Below are 15,416 nucleotides of genomic sequence, written 5' to 3' on the forward strand. Positions count from 1 at the left end.
GAGCATCACGAGTGGCACAAACGCGCTTACGGCTCACATCGTAGTTAGCGGCGAGCTAAGCGTGCGCGAGGCGGAGCGGATCTTGCGCGAAATATCGCACGAAATGGAGCATCTGGGCATCACGCACACGACGCTGCAGCTTGAGAGCAGCGACAACGAATGCGCTGACGAGCTCATCTGCGAAGTAAGATCAAACGACGCGGGCGGGCATTTGGGGCATAGTCATTAAAATTTGGGCAAATTTGGGGCGAAATTTTGCGATCTAGCATATCAAATCAAATCCGTAGCCCGAAACGAATAAATTTTTGCTAAAATTTAAATCGACTCATTTTTATAAAAGGGGCGAATTTAGATGAAAAAATATATACTAGTCGTGATTTTCGCCCTGCATTGCGCCCTTGAGGACGGCAACTATACAGGTTTTCTTATCGCGCTAAATTTCGCGGTAGCCTTGGTTTGCGCCGCTTTTCCTTTTATGAAAAAGAATTATATATTTTTGTTACTGCTCGCGCTAAATTTGGCTTTGTATTTCAACGCCGTCGATACCCCTTTTGAAAAGCCTGAGCTTTGGACATATCATATACCCATACTCGCAAACGCGACATACGGGCTAAGCACTCTAGTTTACGCCTCGGGATTCGTCGCTTTTGCTCCACTGGCGGCGTATGTTTATTTTTTGTATTCGCTTTGCGTCGTTATTTGCGCCGTGCGCGAAAGACTTCAAAATTTACGTTAAATTTTACGAACCGAATCCGCGTCAAATTTACTCCAAATCCCCCGCCTCAAGCAGCCGCCCGTTTAACGAAAGCTAAATTTACTCTACTTTAACGAAAATTTTTATACAATCGCCCAAAATTTAACTAGGGATTTCATGAAAAACATCAGAAATTTTAGCATCATCGCTCATATCGACCACGGCAAATCCACTCTCGCAGACCGCCTGATCCAGGAGTGCGGCGCCGTCAGCGACCGCGAGATGAGCAGCCAAATCATGGACACGATGGACATCGAAAAAGAGCGCGGCATCACGATCAAGGCTCAGTCCGTACGCCTAAACTACGCGCTCGGCGGGCAAAATTTCGTCCTAAATTTGATCGACACTCCGGGCCACGTGGATTTTAGCTATGAGGTGAGCCGCTCCTTAGCTAGCTGCGAGGGCGCGCTGCTCGTGGTGGACGCCTCTCAGGGCGTAGAGGCGCAAACCATCGCAAACGTCTACATAGCACTTGAAAACAACCTCGAAATCATCCCCGTTATCAACAAAATCGACCTCCCGGCAGCAGACCCGGAGCGCGTAAAAAACGAGATCGAGCACGTTATAGGGCTTGACTGCAGCGGCGCGATCGAGGTTAGCGCAAAAAGCGGCATCGGTATCAAAGAGTTACTGGAAGCCATCATCACGCGCATCCCCTCTCCCGGCGGTGAGGCGGAAAAACCGCTAAAAACGCTCATCTACGACAGCTGGTTTGACAACTACCTAGGTGCGCTGGCGCTCGTGCGCGTCTATGACGGCGAGCTAAAGAAAAACGACGAAATCCTAGTCATGGGCACGGGCAAAAAACACATCGTACTAGACCTCATGTATCCAAACCCGATCGCGCCGATAAAAACGGCAAATTTGAGCGCGGGCGAAGTCGGTATCGTGGTGCTGGGGCTAAAAAACGTGAGCGACGTGCAGGTGGGCGACACGATCACGCTAGCTCGTAATCCCGTAAAAGAGCCCGTCGGCGGCTTTGAGCGGGCTAAACCGTTCGTATTTGCGGGACTTTACCCGATCGAAACGGATAAATTTGAGGACCTGCGCGACGCCCTGGATAAACTAAAGCTAAACGACAGCTCGATCAGCTACGAGCCCGAAACCTCGGTCGCGCTTGGGTTTGGCTTTCGCGTCGGATTTTTGGGACTGCTGCATATGGAGGTTATCAAGGAGCGCTTGGAGCGCGAATTTGACCTCGACCTCATCGCCACGGCTCCGACCGTAACCTACGAAGTCGTACAAACCGACGGTCAAATTTTACGTATCCAAAACCCTAGCCAGCTCCCGCCGGTCAATAAAATCGAGCACGTAAAAGAGCCGTACGTAAAATCCACGATCATCACGCCTAGCGAGTTTTTGGGCAACATCATCACGCTGCTAAACAACCGCCGCGCCGTGCAGACCAAGATGGACTACATCACGCCCGAGCGCGTGCTGCTCGAGTACGACATCCCGATGAACGAGATCGTGATGGACTTTTACGACAAGCTAAAATCGAGCACCAAAGGCTACGCGAGCTTTGACTACGAGCCTAGCGACTACCGCGTGGGCGATCTGGTAAAGCTTGATATCAAAGTCGCAGGCGAGACCGTGGATGCGCTCTCTATCATCGTGCCGGAAAGCAAAGCTCAGTCCAAGGGGCGCGACTTCGTCAAAGCGATGAAAGAGATCGTGCCGCGCCAGCTCTTTGAGGTGGCTATTCAAGCCAGCATCGGCAACAAAGTCATCGCGCGCGAAACGGTAAAATCGATGGGCAAAAACGTAACCGCCAAGTGCTACGGCGGCGACATCACGCGTAAGCGTAAGCTACTCGAAAAGCAAAAAGAGGGCAAAAAGCGCATGAAAGCTATCGGCAAGGTAAATTTGCCGCAAGAGGCGTTTTTAAGCGTTTTAAAGATAGACTAGCGGCGTCTTGCGAGCGTTTTTGCTACGCTCGCGGCTGCTTTTATTATCTCGCGGTAAAATTTGCAAATTTGACTCACCCAGACCCGCACCGCGAAAATGCCAAATTTGACACCATTCCGCTTTAAAATTTCAAAAATCAAATTTAATAAAATTTATACGAATTTCCAATTTCCTCCAAATTTTACGCAAATTTGGAAATTCATCTCAAATTTGGATAGAATTTTGCTTGCGTGATGTAAAATTTACGAAAGGATTTTTTATGAAAAATTTTATACTTTTATTTGCAGCGTTCCTTTTTACGGGATGTTTCGGGCTTTTCGAGAGCTCGCCACAGGTCGCTCAAACTAGCGAAGGCAACGCCAAAGGCTACAAAGAGGTGATGCGTATCAAAGCAGACTGCTCCTCGTGCGCTAGCGGCGGTCAGGACATCAAGATAAACGGCACCGACTACACCAGCGACGTCGCGATAAAATGCTGCATCGCTCAAAGCAGGATCGACACGAACGCGGCTATCAAAAAAGTCTATATCCACAAAATAGCCGACGAAAGAGCTGCTGATAGCGGCATAAAATTTATCTCCAAAAACGGCGCGAAAATGCTCTATCCAAAAGAGCGCCTTGAGAGGCTTTTTCATCTTTTCTTACAAGACGAGCTGCTAAACCGCGGCATCATGGTCGTGGATAGCCAGACCTCGCCATACACGTACCGCGTGGATTTTGCATTTACCGACTACGCAGCGTCGTATAGCGAGCCGTCGCAGTATCTAAGCGCGGCGATGAAAGGCAAGCTAGGCGTCAAAAACATAAACAAAACCCGCGTGCTAAATATCTCCACCAGACAAGACGTGCGCAAGCTGGAGGCCGAGGACACGGAGGACTTTAACCTCTACGTCTACCTTCTGGTTAAACAAGCCGCCAACAAAGCCGCCGAAGAGATATCAAAACTATAAAGGAAAAGTATGAAAAAACTAGCTTTTTACGCCATTGCCGCCGCGCTTTTTGCCGCGGTCATGAGCGGATGTTCGCAGCGCAGCTCGGTGTTAAATTTGACCCCGTATCAATCAACCTCAAACCAGATGGGCTACCAAAAAAATATCCGTATAAATAGCATCGAGGACGCTCGCGCCAACAAAAGCATCGTCGCCACGATCACCGGCAGCAACGGCGACGTCAAGGAGTACGTCACGCTGCAAAACAGCATCGAGGGCTGGCTGCAAGACGGCCTTAGCACCGAACTTAAGCGCCTAGGAGCAAATTTGAGCGACTTTGGCGATATCGTCGTGGACGTGCGGATCGTCGAGCTTAAAGCAAATCTAAGCGGCTACTCCACCGACAACCTAAAAGGCTCGGCAAAGCTCACGATAACGGTGCACAGAGGCGATCAGACCATCACCAAAAACGTCTCGCAGGAGCAGACCAAATTTGCCCCGATTCACACGAGCGGCGCGTTTAAGAGCTTTTTTGACGAGCTACTCCAAGACATCGTAAAACGCGCGGCGATCCAGATCCTAAAAAGCTGATGAGATGCGCTAACTGCGGGCATCTGAGTCTGGGCGTGATCTGTAAAATTTGCAAAGATCACCTGCTCGCCTCGCCCGCAAGGACGCGCGTTTTGGACGGCGATTTTAAAATTTACAGCTTTTTTGACTACTCCGAAGTTAAAAATTTACTCCACTCAAAGCACCTATTTCACGGCTCTTTCGTTTACGGCGCGCTTGCAAATTTGAGTTTTAAGATTTTTGCTAGCAAATTTAGCTTCGGCTCTCCCGTAAACGCCGTGCCGATCGACGATAGAGCGGCTAGCGGCTACTCGCATACGGCAATCTTGGCTCGCGCCTTAAAAAGTGCGGAAATCCATCCGCTTTACGCCTGTTTGCACGCGAGCTCAAACGTCAGCTATCACGGCAAAGATCTCGCCTTTCGCCTAAAAAATCCGCGAAATTTTAAGCTTTTAAAATCGCCTAAATTTCCCGTTATCTTGATAGACGATATCGTGACGACGGGCACGACGATAGACGAAGCCAGACGGACGCTACAAAAAGCCGGCTGCGAGGTGCTTTTTGCGCTGACGCTTGCGGATGCGAGATACTAAAATATAGCGGTAAATTTTGTAAAATTTAGCATTTTAAAACCAGCAAAGTAAAACCCCAAATTTCGGCTAAATTTAACCCGATCAAGCCATGAAAAAGCGTATCTATTTAGCAAGTTTTTATCAAATTTAAGCTAAAATCGGCAAGTAAATTTTAAGGATAAAAATGGAAGAAAATCTACTCAATCAAAATCAAGACATCCAAACCGTCGACATCGAAGAGTCGATAAAAACGAGCTACCTCGACTACTCGATGAGCGTCATCGTCGGTCGCGCCCTTCCTGACGCTAGAGACGGCCTAAAGCCCGTTCATAGACGCATCCTCTACGCGATGAACAACCTCGGAGTCGGCAGCCGCAGCCCGTATATGAAGTCCGCGCGTATCGTGGGCGACGTCATCGGTAAGTACCACCCGCACGGCGACACGGCCGTTTACGACGCGCTCGTGCGTATGGCTCAGAAATTTTCCATGCGCTATCCGGCGGTCGACGGCCAAGGAAACTTCGGCTCCATCGACGGCGACGGCGCGGCTGCGATGCGTTATACCGAAGCTAGGATGACTAATCTCACCGAAGAAATCTTGCGCGATATCGAAAAAGACACGGTTGATTTTATCCCAAACTACGACGACAGAGAGACCGAGCCCGACGTCCTGCCTAGCCGCGTGCCAAATTTGCTGCTAAACGGCTCTAGCGGTATCGCCGTCGGTATGGCGACGAATATCCCGCCGCACAGCCTCGACGAGCTAATAGACGGGCTTTTGCTCGTGCTTGAAAATAAAAACGCGACGCTAGAAGAGGTGATGCAGTATATAAAAGGGCCTGATTTTCCGACGGGCGGGATAATATTTGGCAAAAAAGGCATCATCGAGGCCTACCGCACGGGACGCGGCCGCGTAAAACTACGCGCCAAAACCCACATCGAAAAAAAGCCGAACAAAGACGTCATCGTCGTAGACGAGCTGCCGTATCAGACAAACAAAGCCCGCCTCATCGAGCAAATCGCCGAGCTAGTCAAAGAAAAACAGATCGAAGGCATCAGCGAAGTGCGCGACGAGTCCGATAAGGACGGCATCCGCGTCGTCATCGAGCTAAAACGCGACGCGATGAGCGACATCGTGCTAAACAATCTCTTTAAATCCACGACGATGGAGAGCACCTTTGGCGTCATAATGCTCGCGATAAACAACAAAGAGCCGAAGGTATTTAACCTAATCGAGCTTTTGAAGCTATTTTTAAATCACAGAAAAACCGTCATCATCCGCCGCACGATATTTGACCTAGAAAAAGCCAGAGCTAGAGCGCATATTTTAGAGGGCTTAAAGATCGCGCTGGATAATATCGACGAGGTGATCGAGCTCATCAAAAATAGCGCCGATACGCCTAGCGCTCGCGAGGGCTTGGTAGCGAAATTCGGCCTTAGCGAGCTACAAGCAAACGCGATCCTTGATATGAGGCTAAGCAAGCTAACGGGTCTTGAGCGCGAAAAACTAGAAGCCGAGCTAGCCGAGCTGATGGCCGAGATCGCGCGCCTTGATGAAATTTTAAAGAGCGAAACCTTGCTAGAAAAACTAATCAAAGACGAGCTGCTTGAGATAAAAAATAAATTTAAAGTGCCGCGCATCACCGAGATCGTAGACGACTACGACGACATCGATATCGAAGACCTCATCCCTAACGAAAACATGGTCGTAACCATCACGCACCGAGGCTACATCAAGCGCGTGCCGAGCAAGCAGTACGAGAAGCAAAAACGCGGCGGCAAGGGCAAGGTCGCGGTAACTACATACGACGACGACTTCATCGAGAGCTTCTTTACGAGCAACACTCACGATACGCTGATGTTCGTGACAGACCGAGGACAGCTCTACTGGCTCAAAGTCTATAAGATCCCTGAAGGAAGCCGCACGGCAAAGGGCAAAGCGGTAGTAAATCTCATCCAGCTACAGCCTGACGAAAAGATCAAGGCGATCATCCCGACGACTGATTTTGCCCAGAGTAAATCGCTCGCGTTTTTCACTAAAAACGGCATCGTAAAACGCACGAATTTGAGCGAATTTAAAAACATCCGCTCTATCGGCGTTCGCGCTATTAACCTGGACGAGAACGACGAGCTAGTGACCGCTCTCATCGTCGAGGGCGAAGAGGAGCCGATAAATCTCATCGATGAGCTTGGCGTAGAGACCGAGATAAACGAGATAGAGGCGATAGAAGCTCAGATCGACGAAGAAAATAGCGAGGAAAACGACGAGAACGCGGCCGAAGGAAGCGACGATAGCGAAAAGATGCTATTTATCGTAACCAAAAAGGGAATGTGCCTCAAATTTAAACTCAGCAAAGTCCGCCAGATGGGCAGAACGGCTCGCGGCGTGACGGGTATTAAATTTAAAGAAGCCGGCGACGAGGTCGTAGGCGCAGCCGTCATCGAAAACAACGATCAAGAGGTGCTAAGCATATCTCAAAAAGGTATCGGCAAGCGTACTACCGCAGAAGAATACCGCCTAACAAATCGCGGCGGCAAGGGCGTAATCTGCATGAAGCTAACGAATCGTACCGGCGATCTAATCGGCGTCGTAATGGTCGATGACGAACAAGATCTGATGGCTCTAACCTCAAGCGGCAAGATGATACGCGTCGATATGCAAAGTATCCGCAAAGCCGGCCGAAACACCAGCGGCGTCATCGTCGTAAATGTGGACGGCGACGACGTAGTCAGTATCGCCAAGTGTCCTAAAGCCGATGATGGCGAGGATGAGAGCGGCGAAGAGACGCTAGAAAATTTAGAATGAATTTAGTGTTTTTGGAATACAATTTGCTAGTAAATTTGCAAACAAAAAACAACTAAATTTAAAGGTTCAAGAATGAAAAAAATTACATTCGCGGTTTTAGGCGCAGTAGTATTTTTGACGAGCGGTTGCTCTTTTAACAACCCTTTTGCCTCCGACGACGCAACATCGGCAAAGCAAGACATCGTCATCCAAAAGGTCGATAAAGAAGACATCAGAAGCGTGATGAAACAAGAAAAGATGATATACGATATCGAACCGGCCGATGCGGTATTTGGCGCCGTGGGTGAAGGTATCGCTCCGACCAATACCGTCTCTCACGCCCAGTCTTTAGCTCTAGCTAAACGCGCGGCCATCGCCGATGCGCACAGACAGCTAGCCGAGAAACTATACGGAGTCAAGATAAACTCCAAAGATACGGTTAGAGACGCGATGCTTAGAGACTCGACCATCACGGCTCAAGTAGCAGGCCTTATCAAAAACGCTTCCATCGTCGAGCACGACTTTAAAGACGGGCTCTACCGCGTCAGAATGGAAATGAAAATAGACCAAAGCAAGTGGCAAGAAATTTTTGCTTACTGATTGCCGCTGCGGCGCTTCTTTACAGCTCGGAGGAGTTTATCCTCTGGGCCAAAATCTCCACTAAAAATCACACCGTCGTTTACGACGATATCGCGCTTTCAAAAGCAATGGTTCTAAGCGAGCTAGAGTATGAGTATCTATGCGAAATAGACGCTTCCAAGCAGCCCGCGCAAAGCTCGCTAGAGTTTTTAAATTTACATAAAAACGAGCTTTTCGAGTGCTTTTTGCCTTACAAATTTAAGGTCGAAGATCGCTTCGTCCAACGCAACAAAAATATGAACTCCGCAACCGACCTCACGCTGTTTCCCGTGCGTTTTACGGTGAAATTTAAGCCCTCTTCGGCTATCATAAGCGTATTTAAAAACAAAGAGTAAAAGATGAATATCGTAATAGTAGAAGACGACATAAATATGCGCAAGTCCCTAGAGATCGCGCTTGGCGAATACGACGATCTAAAAATCAAAAGCTATAAAAGCGCGGTCGAGGCGCTTAAAAAAATGGGCGAGGACGTCGATCTCATCATCACCGACATCAACATGCCTCAGATGGACGGACTGGAGTTCATCAAGCGCCTGGAGGGCAAATTTGACGTCATCATAATGACTGGCAACGCGACGCTAAACAAAGCCATCGAGAGCGTGCGCCTTGGCGTCAAGGATTTTCTAACGAAGCCATTTGACGCGCAAACGCTGTATGAGGCGATAAAAAGGGTCGAAATTTTACGCCGTAAACTACCAGCTGCGAGCCTAAAAGCCGCGCAAAGCGGGTCAAATTTACAGGCTGATTCGACCGATTTCGTCGCTAGCTCGCCCGCGCTTGCTAATGCGCTAAATTTAGCCTCGCGCGTCGCAAAAACGGACGCTTCGGCGATGTTAATGGGCGAGAGCGGCGTGGGCAAGGAGCTGTTTGCTAAATTTATCCACAAAAACTCGCCGCGCAAGGACGGTCCGTTTATCGCGATAAACATGGCCGCGATCCCAGAAAATTTGATAGAAAGCGAGCTTTTCGGCTTTGAAAAGGGCGCATTTACCGACGCTTCGGCGATGAAAAAGGGGCAGTTCGAGCTAGCAAGCGGCGGCACGCTGTTTTTAGACGAGATCGGCGAGATGCCGCTAAATCTACAGCCAAAGCTCCTGCGCGCGATCCAGGAGCGCGAGATCACGCGTCTTGGCGCCACAAAAAGCGTCAAGATCGATGTCCGTATCATATCCGCCACGAATGCGAACCTGCCTGCGATGATCAGCGAGGGTAAATTTAGAGAGGATCTGTTTTACCGCCTAAACACCGTGCCAGTCGCCATCCCGCCGCTAAGAGAGCGCAAAGAGGAGATCTTACCTATCGCCGAACGATTTTTGAAACAAAGCTGCGAGGAGTTTAGCCTCGGCGCAAAAAGCTTTTCCGAAGCGGCTGTAAAGGAGCTAGAAAACTACGATTTTCCGGGTAATATCCGCGAGCTAATCTCCGTCGTGCAGCGAGCGGCGATACTTAGCGAAGGCGAGGAAATACAACCGGGCGATCTTTTTTTGCAGGCTCGCAGCAGAAAATAGCTTAAATTTAAGCTTTACGCGAGTAAAATAAGCAAAATTTTAGTTTAAATTTAGCCGGCCGAGACGGCGACGCTGAAAATGCGACGTACGACTCGTCAAATTTGGGCGGTAAATTTGAATATAAAAGAAGTTAAATTTGACCGCAAGGTCCGATCAAATTTAAAATTTGGACGCAAATTTAGCAAAAACGTGCGCATGCGATTTCCTGTCAAAAAATCAATCAACTTTTTGATTTGCGTCTGATTGCGACGAGGCTACGTTGCTAGGAGTGCGGGATCCAACCGATATGGTTGATCGCAGGGCGGCTTTGCCGACCAAGAAGTAAAAACAAAAACCAAAAAAGGAGCCAAAATGAGAAAATTTAACGTTGCCGTCGTAGGCGCGACGGGCGCAGTCGGAGAGGAGCTTTTCCGCGTTATGGAGGAGGTGGATTTCCCGGTGGGCGAGCTGCTACCGCTAGCAAGCGCGAAAAGCGCAGGTACCCAAATAGAGTTTAAAGGCAAAAACCACAAAGTCGTGGAGCTCACCGAGACGGTTTTTGACGAGCATGAGATCGACATAGCGTTTTTTAGCGCGGGCGGATCGGTATCAGAAAAATACGCCAAATTTGCAGCCGCCAGCGGCGCCGTCGTCATCGACAACACCAGCCACTTTAGGATGGACGCGGACGTGCCTCTAGTCGTGCCCGAGTGCAACCCGCAGGACATCGCGCAGTGGAAAACCCGCGGCATCATCGCCAATCCAAACTGCTCGACCATCCAAATGGTGCAAATTTTAAAACCGCTAGACGACGCGTACGGCATCAACCGCGTGGACGTCTCGACCTATCAGGCGGCTTCGGGTGCTGGTAAAGAGGGTATGGAGGAGCTAGTCACGCAGCTACAAAAGTTTTTCGAGTTTAAGCTTGATGAGTGCGAACCGAAGGTCTTTGCCCACCAGCTAGCGTTTAACGTCATCCCGCACATCGACGTGTTTTTGGACAACGACTACACAAAAGAGGAGATGAAAATGGTCAATGAGACCCAAAAAATCCTCCACAAAAATATGGAAGTGAGCGCGACCTGCGTGCGCGTGCCGGTGCTTCGCAGCCACTCTGAGGCTATCACGATTCATTTTGATAGAGATGTGGACGCCGCGGCCGCTCGCGAAGTCCTGCGCAAAGCGCCTAGCATCGTGGTCGTGGACGAGCCCGCCGCGAAAAAATACCCGATGCCAAGCATCTCAAGCGACACCAACGAGACCTACGTCGGACGCATCCGCACGGATAACTACCGCAAAAACGTCCTGCATCTATGGTGCAGCGCCGACCAGATCCGCGTGGGAGCGGCGACCAATGCCGTAAGAATCGCGCAAAAATGGATAGAGATGCAGGAATAGCCCGCCCGCGTTTTTTAAATTTGCCGAATTTGTGCTTTTATTTGGCGTAAATTCGGCTAAAATTTGATTATCTTAAAATATAAAATCGAGTTTTTCCGATACGAATTTTCTACTAGCTTTTTAAATTTGACGCTTAAATTTACCAGCATCTTTACGGCGCAAATCGCCGCAAGCAAACAGTACCGTCAAATTTACGCAATCAAATTTAATAAACTCAAATTTGACTCGCCCGTCAATCCGCCGCGGCTCGCCAAAAAGAGCTTTGCAAACCGCGCGAAACTCAAATTTAACCCCGCCAGATAACAACCCAAGCCTCACGCGCCGACTCTAATCCACGCCCTAGCTTTAAGGAAAATATTATAAAATACGCGTTTTATTTTTAAACAAAGGAAATTAATGCGTAAAGCTTTTGAAAAAATCCTGCTCTTTAGCAACAACTTCACGCTCCTGCCCGTGGTCTTTGGCTTGCTTGGCGCGATCGTGCTTTTCGTCATCGCCAGCTACGACGTGGGCAAGGTTTTCGTCGCCGTTTATCACTACTTTTTCGGCGATTTTCACCCGGAGAACTTCCACTCCGACGTCGTCGGCGAGATCGTGGGCGCGATCGACCTCTACCTCATGGCGCTCGTGCTTTACATCTTTAGCTTCGGCATTTACGAGCTGTTTATCTCCGAGATCGAGGAGCTTAAGAAGTCCAAGCAGAGCAAAGTCCTCGAGGTGCACTCGCTCGACGAGCTCAAGGATAAACTGGGCAAAGTCATCATCATGGTGCTTATCGTTAACTTTTTCCAGCGCGTTTTGCACGCAAATTTCACCACTCCGCTTGAGATGACCTATCTCGCGGCCTCGATTTTGGCGCTTTGTTTGGGACTTTATTTCCTGCACAAAGGCGAACACTGAGGCTTTTTGCGAGCCTGGATTCGGGCTCGCTTTTTTAAATTTCACTTCAAATTTTACCGCTTTGCTATATGTGAATAACTTTTAAATTTCGCCTTTATCATTAAGTTTTATTTCAAAATTTTGCCAAATTTAAAGCTATATAAATTTAAGTTCTATTTTAGCGACAAATGCCGATTTTATGGGCTTTTGGGATTAAATTTAAGATTACAAAATTAACCAAAATAATATAAATTATTTCACTTTTCACTCCGTGAAAAAAACGTGAAAAGTTACGTTTAATTTCGGTCTTTTTTGAGCAAATTTTACGCAGCCAAATTTGTGCGGCATTACCCGCATCTTTACGGCATAAACCAAAACTGATTTGAATTTTCGGGTTGTAAATCGGGAGTTAAATTTGACGCTTAAAGATAGGTATAAATTTAAAAACGGCGCAGACTCGTCGCATGCGCCGTCAAGGGGTAAATTTAATCAAAACCGGCGAACATAGAGCCGCCAATAATCAGTCAAATAGCGAATTTACACTTTCGTTATGATACACGCGTCTGATCACTTCGCCAAAAATCGGAGCAACGCTTAGCACTTTTATCTTTTCGTTTTCCTCGCGAAGCGGTATCGTGTCGGTCACTACTAGCTCGTCTAGCGCGCTATCTGCGAGGTTTTCGTATGCTTTGCCAGAGAGTACCGCATGCGTGCAGCACGCCATCACCGAGGTTGCGCCGCGCTCTTTAAAGACCTTTGCCGCCTTTACTATCGTGCCGCCCGTATCGATCATATCATCGACCAAGATCACGTCCTTGCCCGCCACGTCGCCGATTACGTTCATTACTTCGCTTTCGTTGGCTTTTTCGCGGCGTTTATCGACGATGACGATGTCGAGATTTAGGGCTTTTGCGACGCTTCTAGCGCGCGCGACGCCGCCGATATCGGGGCTAGCGATGATAGGATTTTTGAGATTTTTGTTTTTGATGTGGTCGTTAAAGATGATCGAGCCGTAGAGGTTATCGACCGGGATGTCGAAAAAGCCCTGAATTTGGCCCGCATGAAGGTCGATCGTGACGACGCGGTCGATGCCTGCCGTTTGCATCATGTTTGCCACGAGCTTTGCCGTAATAGGCACGCGAGGAGCGGCTTTGCGGTCTTGGCGCGCGTAGCCGAAATACGGCACCACCGCCGTTATCGAGCTAGCCGAGCTGCGCTTAAGCGCGTCGGTTAGGATCAAAAGCTCCATCAAATTTACGTTTGCGGGCGCGCAGGTAGGCTGGACGATGAAAATATCCTTGCCGCGCACGCTCTCGCCGATCTGCACGCTGATCTCGCCGTCGCTAAAGCGCTTGATCGTAGCTTCGCTAAGCGGAAGCGATAAATAGTGCGAAATTTTCTTTGAAAATGCCGGATTTGCGGTGCCCGAAAAGATTTTGTAACCTCTCATAACGATTAACCTTTATAAAATTTTTATCTAATTTTACCGAACTAAAACTTAAATTCGTAGATTTTTGCGGATAAATTTTATCTTTTGTCGGCTCAAATTTCAGTTTTTGGCGCGCTAACTCGGGCTGCCGACGAAATAATCTTTTTAAAAATTTTGCAGCCCCGACTGCCGTGGCGGAGCTATTTTTGAGTCAAATTTTATCTCTAGCTTTAAAATATTGCAAATTTATCTCGTGTTAAATTTGAGGAGGCCAAATTTAGCATTTTCGCGGTGCGGGTCTCGGTGCGTCAAATTTACAAATTTAACCCTAAAAATCCTTTGTCGCAAGCAAGGCGAACAAAAATGTGCGGGCACGAATAAAATAAACACCCGCAACCATACAAATTTAGTCCGCCACGCCCATCATCACGCTTGAGTATTCGCCCTGCTTGACGTCCGTTTTTTCAGGCTTTTTGACAACTATCCTATCCTCGGCCAGTCCAGCCTGAGCTAGGGCCGCCTTGATAGCCTGAGCTCTTGCGTTAGCGAGATCTAGCAGCTGCTCTTTTTTCACCTCGATGCCTTTTAGCGCAGCCTCCCGCAGCGACTTTTCGTCGCTACTTTTTTCTTTAGGAGCTAGCGACGCGAGCGCTCCTGCGTAGTCCTTGCCCGTTTGCGCCATCGTTTGACTGATTTTTTCGTTTAGTTTCGCGTTTTTTAGCGCCGTTACGTCCACGTCCGAGTAGGCCGGAGTGATGCTTAGCTTCATCTTAGGTTTTGCCGTCGTTAGCTTGATAAAATCAGCTATCTTAGCCTGCTCGGATACGATTAGCTCGGCATTTGCGGGCATAAAGTCGATAGTGTTTAGATCCTTGCTACTTAGTCCGAGCATATTACCCAAAAATCTAAACGGAGCCAGCGTGATGTCGGCAAACAGCTTCTTTACAGCTTCCCAGACGATGCCACCGTATTTAAAATCAGGGTCATTTAGATCGCCCTCCACCGGTAGGTCAATGTTTATCTGATTATTTTGATCGCTCAGGATCGAGATGGCAAGCGATAGGGGCAGGTTTACCGCGTCTTTAGACTCGACCTTTTCGCCAAGCGTTAGCGTGTCTAGATTTACGACATTGCTACCGTTTAGCTTAGAGTCCTTAACATCGTAGTTTAGGGTCAAATTTAGCTTGCCTTTTTCTATCTTGTAGCCCAAAAACTGCCCGCTATAAGGCGTCACGTCGACTAGATCGATATCTTTAAAGCTAAATTTGACCTCCGTGCTCTTTTTCGGGTCGTACGGCAGTAGCTTGAGCCCGATCTTGCTAAAGCCGCTCTTGCCGACTACGCCCTCAAACGTACCCATCGTCGGGCGAGTGCTGTCGATATCCATCAGCACGCCTTCTAGCTTGGTGATCTTAGTCGCAAACGGCATAAATAGCGACGCGTCGGAGAAGTCTACATCGCCGTTTTCTACGAGGATGTTCTTGATAGCAAAATCAAACTCGCCCTCTTTTTTCTGCGGCTTTGCAGTTTCGACAGGCTTTTCGTTTTTAGCGGCGGCTTGTTTTACGTCTGCATTTTGAGCTTTTTCGCTCTCGCTCTTTTTCACGAGGCGGCCTAGGTTAAATTCGCGCTCTTTATTTAGGTGCGTCTTTAAAAACGGCGCACTTAGGGTCACGCGCTCTAAATTTAAGAAATTTTTCGCAAACGAAATTTTAGATAGTTTGAGGTTTTTAAAGGCAAAAACCTTATCGCCGGAGCCGTCTGTAAGCTCGATGTTTTCGATATTTGCCTTACCGCTTACGGAGGCGTCTGCGGCGTATTTTACGTTTATCTCGGCGTTTAGCTCGCCGCTTTTTAGGCTCGCGTCCAGATAGTTTTTAGCGTAGACGAAGTAGCGAGGCAAATTTGCGTCGTTTAGCTTCACGTCCGCTTCGATATTTAGGGGTTCTGGCGTGATTTTACCGTTTAGCGCCAAATTTAGCTTTTGCGAGCTTTTCATGTCTATTTTGGCGCTCACGGGCGAGGCTAAATTTTCGCTGATATTTTGTAAATTTACGTTTAGCCCGT

Annotated in this window: 14 protein-coding genes and 1 pseudogene; 13 read left to right on the plus strand and 2 right to left on the minus strand. The window is 48.5% G+C overall.

Features of this window, described 5'->3' with window-relative positions:
- The 13 genes and pseudogenes from Q0338_RS05895 to Q0338_RS05955 form a co-directional block, all read left to right on the plus strand.
- A pseudogene (locus Q0338_RS05895) lies at positions 1 to 229 on the plus strand (hypothetical protein); the annotation flags it as partial.
- 123 nt (positions 230 to 352) lie between these two features.
- Positions 353 to 736: a transporter gene (locus tag Q0338_RS05900; RefSeq protein WP_298085948.1), complete on the plus strand. Its 384-nt coding sequence runs from the start codon at positions 353 to 355 to the stop codon at positions 734 to 736.
- A gap of 135 nt (positions 737 to 871) precedes the next feature.
- Positions 872 to 2,662: a translation elongation factor 4 gene (gene lepA / locus Q0338_RS05905; RefSeq protein WP_298085949.1), complete on the plus strand. Its 1,791-nt coding sequence runs from the start codon at positions 872 to 874 to the stop codon at positions 2,660 to 2,662.
- A gap of 259 nt (positions 2,663 to 2,921) precedes the next feature.
- On the plus strand, positions 2,922 to 3,611 hold the full coding sequence (locus tag Q0338_RS05910) for a hypothetical protein (RefSeq protein WP_298085950.1): 690 nt from the start codon (positions 2,922 to 2,924) through the stop codon (positions 3,609 to 3,611).
- Positions 3,612 to 3,620: 9 nt separating this feature from the next.
- Positions 3,621 to 4,181: a YajG family lipoprotein gene (locus tag Q0338_RS05915; RefSeq protein ID WP_298085951.1), complete on the plus strand. Its 561-nt coding sequence runs from the start codon at positions 3,621 to 3,623 to the stop codon at positions 4,179 to 4,181.
- On the plus strand, positions 4,181 to 4,753 hold the full coding sequence (locus Q0338_RS05920) for a ComF family protein (RefSeq protein ID WP_298085952.1): 573 nt from the start codon (positions 4,181 to 4,183) through the stop codon (positions 4,751 to 4,753). Before Q0338_RS05915 ends, Q0338_RS05920 begins: the two co-directional genes overlap by 1 nt.
- A gap of 163 nt (positions 4,754 to 4,916) precedes the next feature.
- Entirely contained in the window at positions 4,917 to 7,538 is a 2,622-nt protein-coding gene (gyrA, locus tag Q0338_RS05925; RefSeq protein WP_298085953.1) for a DNA gyrase subunit A, read from the plus strand.
- A 72-nt stretch (positions 7,539 to 7,610) separates the two neighbouring features.
- Complete coding sequence (locus tag Q0338_RS05930) at positions 7,611 to 8,117, plus strand: LPP20 family lipoprotein (RefSeq protein ID WP_004321130.1); 507 nt, start codon at positions 7,611 to 7,613, stop codon at positions 8,115 to 8,117.
- The gene (locus Q0338_RS05935) at positions 8,093 to 8,491 is read left to right on the plus strand and encodes a hypothetical protein (protein WP_298085954.1); all 399 of its coding nucleotides are present in this window, start codon (positions 8,093 to 8,095) and stop codon (positions 8,489 to 8,491) included. Before Q0338_RS05930 ends, Q0338_RS05935 begins: the two co-directional genes overlap by 25 nt.
- A 3-nt stretch (positions 8,492 to 8,494) precedes the next feature.
- Positions 8,495 to 9,664, plus strand: a complete 1,170-nt coding sequence (locus Q0338_RS05940; RefSeq protein ID WP_298085955.1) for a sigma-54 dependent transcriptional regulator — start codon at positions 8,495 to 8,497, stop codon at positions 9,662 to 9,664.
- A gap of 351 nt (positions 9,665 to 10,015) precedes the next feature.
- Positions 10,016 to 11,041, plus strand: coding sequence for an aspartate-semialdehyde dehydrogenase (locus Q0338_RS05945; RefSeq protein ID WP_298085956.1), 1,026 nt, complete (start codon positions 10,016 to 10,018; stop codon positions 11,039 to 11,041).
- 63 nt (positions 11,042 to 11,104) lie between these two features.
- Positions 11,105 to 11,344: a hypothetical protein gene (locus Q0338_RS05950; RefSeq protein ID WP_298085957.1), complete on the plus strand. Its 240-nt coding sequence runs from the start codon at positions 11,105 to 11,107 to the stop codon at positions 11,342 to 11,344.
- Between the two features lie 93 nt (positions 11,345 to 11,437).
- Entirely contained in the window at positions 11,438 to 11,941 is a 504-nt protein-coding gene (locus Q0338_RS05955) for a YqhA family protein (protein WP_298085958.1), read from the plus strand.
- Between the two features lie 499 nt (positions 11,942 to 12,440).
- Here the strand turns inward: Q0338_RS05955 and Q0338_RS05960 are convergent, their stop codons facing one another.
- Together Q0338_RS05960 and Q0338_RS05965 are read right to left on the minus strand one after the other, a co-directional pair.
- Positions 12,441 to 13,370 carry a ribose-phosphate pyrophosphokinase gene (locus Q0338_RS05960; RefSeq protein ID WP_122874485.1) on the minus strand — a complete coding sequence of 310 codons (930 nt, stop codon included), beginning with the start codon at positions 13,368 to 13,370 and terminating at the stop codon, positions 12,441 to 12,443.
- 385 nt (positions 13,371 to 13,755) lie between these two features.
- On the minus strand, positions 13,756 to 15,416 hold a 1,661-nt coding region (locus Q0338_RS05965), incomplete at its 5' end, for a DUF748 domain-containing protein (RefSeq protein ID WP_298085959.1).

The organism is uncultured Campylobacter sp. (assembly GCF_938018145.1).
Lineage (GTDB): Bacteria > Campylobacterota > Campylobacteria > Campylobacterales > Campylobacteraceae > Campylobacter_A.

What these genes read in the sequence shown, in the direction of transcription:
- Q0338_RS05900 (WP_298085948.1), top strand. Translation starts at nt 353, where the DNA reads ATGAAAAAATATATACTAGTCGTGATTTTCGCCCTGCATTGCGCCCTT.
- lepA (WP_298085949.1), top strand. Translation starts at nt 872, where the DNA reads ATGAAAAACATCAGAAATTTTAGCATCATCGCTCATATCGACCACGGC.
- Q0338_RS05910 (WP_298085950.1), top strand. Translation starts at nt 2,922, where the DNA reads ATGAAAAATTTTATACTTTTATTTGCAGCGTTCCTTTTTACGGGATGT.
- Q0338_RS05915 (WP_298085951.1), top strand. Translation starts at nt 3,621, where the DNA reads ATGAAAAAACTAGCTTTTTACGCCATTGCCGCCGCGCTTTTTGCCGCG.
- Q0338_RS05920 (WP_298085952.1), top strand. Translation starts at nt 4,181, where the DNA reads ATGAGATGCGCTAACTGCGGGCATCTGAGTCTGGGCGTGATCTGTAAA.
- gyrA (WP_298085953.1), top strand. Translation starts at nt 4,917, where the DNA reads ATGGAAGAAAATCTACTCAATCAAAATCAAGACATCCAAACCGTCGAC.
- Q0338_RS05930 (WP_004321130.1), top strand. Translation starts at nt 7,611, where the DNA reads ATGAAAAAAATTACATTCGCGGTTTTAGGCGCAGTAGTATTTTTGACG.
- Q0338_RS05940 (WP_298085955.1), top strand. Translation starts at nt 8,495, where the DNA reads ATGAATATCGTAATAGTAGAAGACGACATAAATATGCGCAAGTCCCTA.
- Q0338_RS05945 (WP_298085956.1), top strand. Translation starts at nt 10,016, where the DNA reads ATGAGAAAATTTAACGTTGCCGTCGTAGGCGCGACGGGCGCAGTCGGA.
- Q0338_RS05955 (WP_298085958.1), top strand. Translation starts at nt 11,438, where the DNA reads ATGCGTAAAGCTTTTGAAAAAATCCTGCTCTTTAGCAACAACTTCACG.
- Q0338_RS05960 (WP_122874485.1), bottom strand. Translation starts at nt 13,370, where the DNA reads ATGAGAGGTTACAAAATCTTTTCGGGCACCGCAAATCCGGCATTTTCA.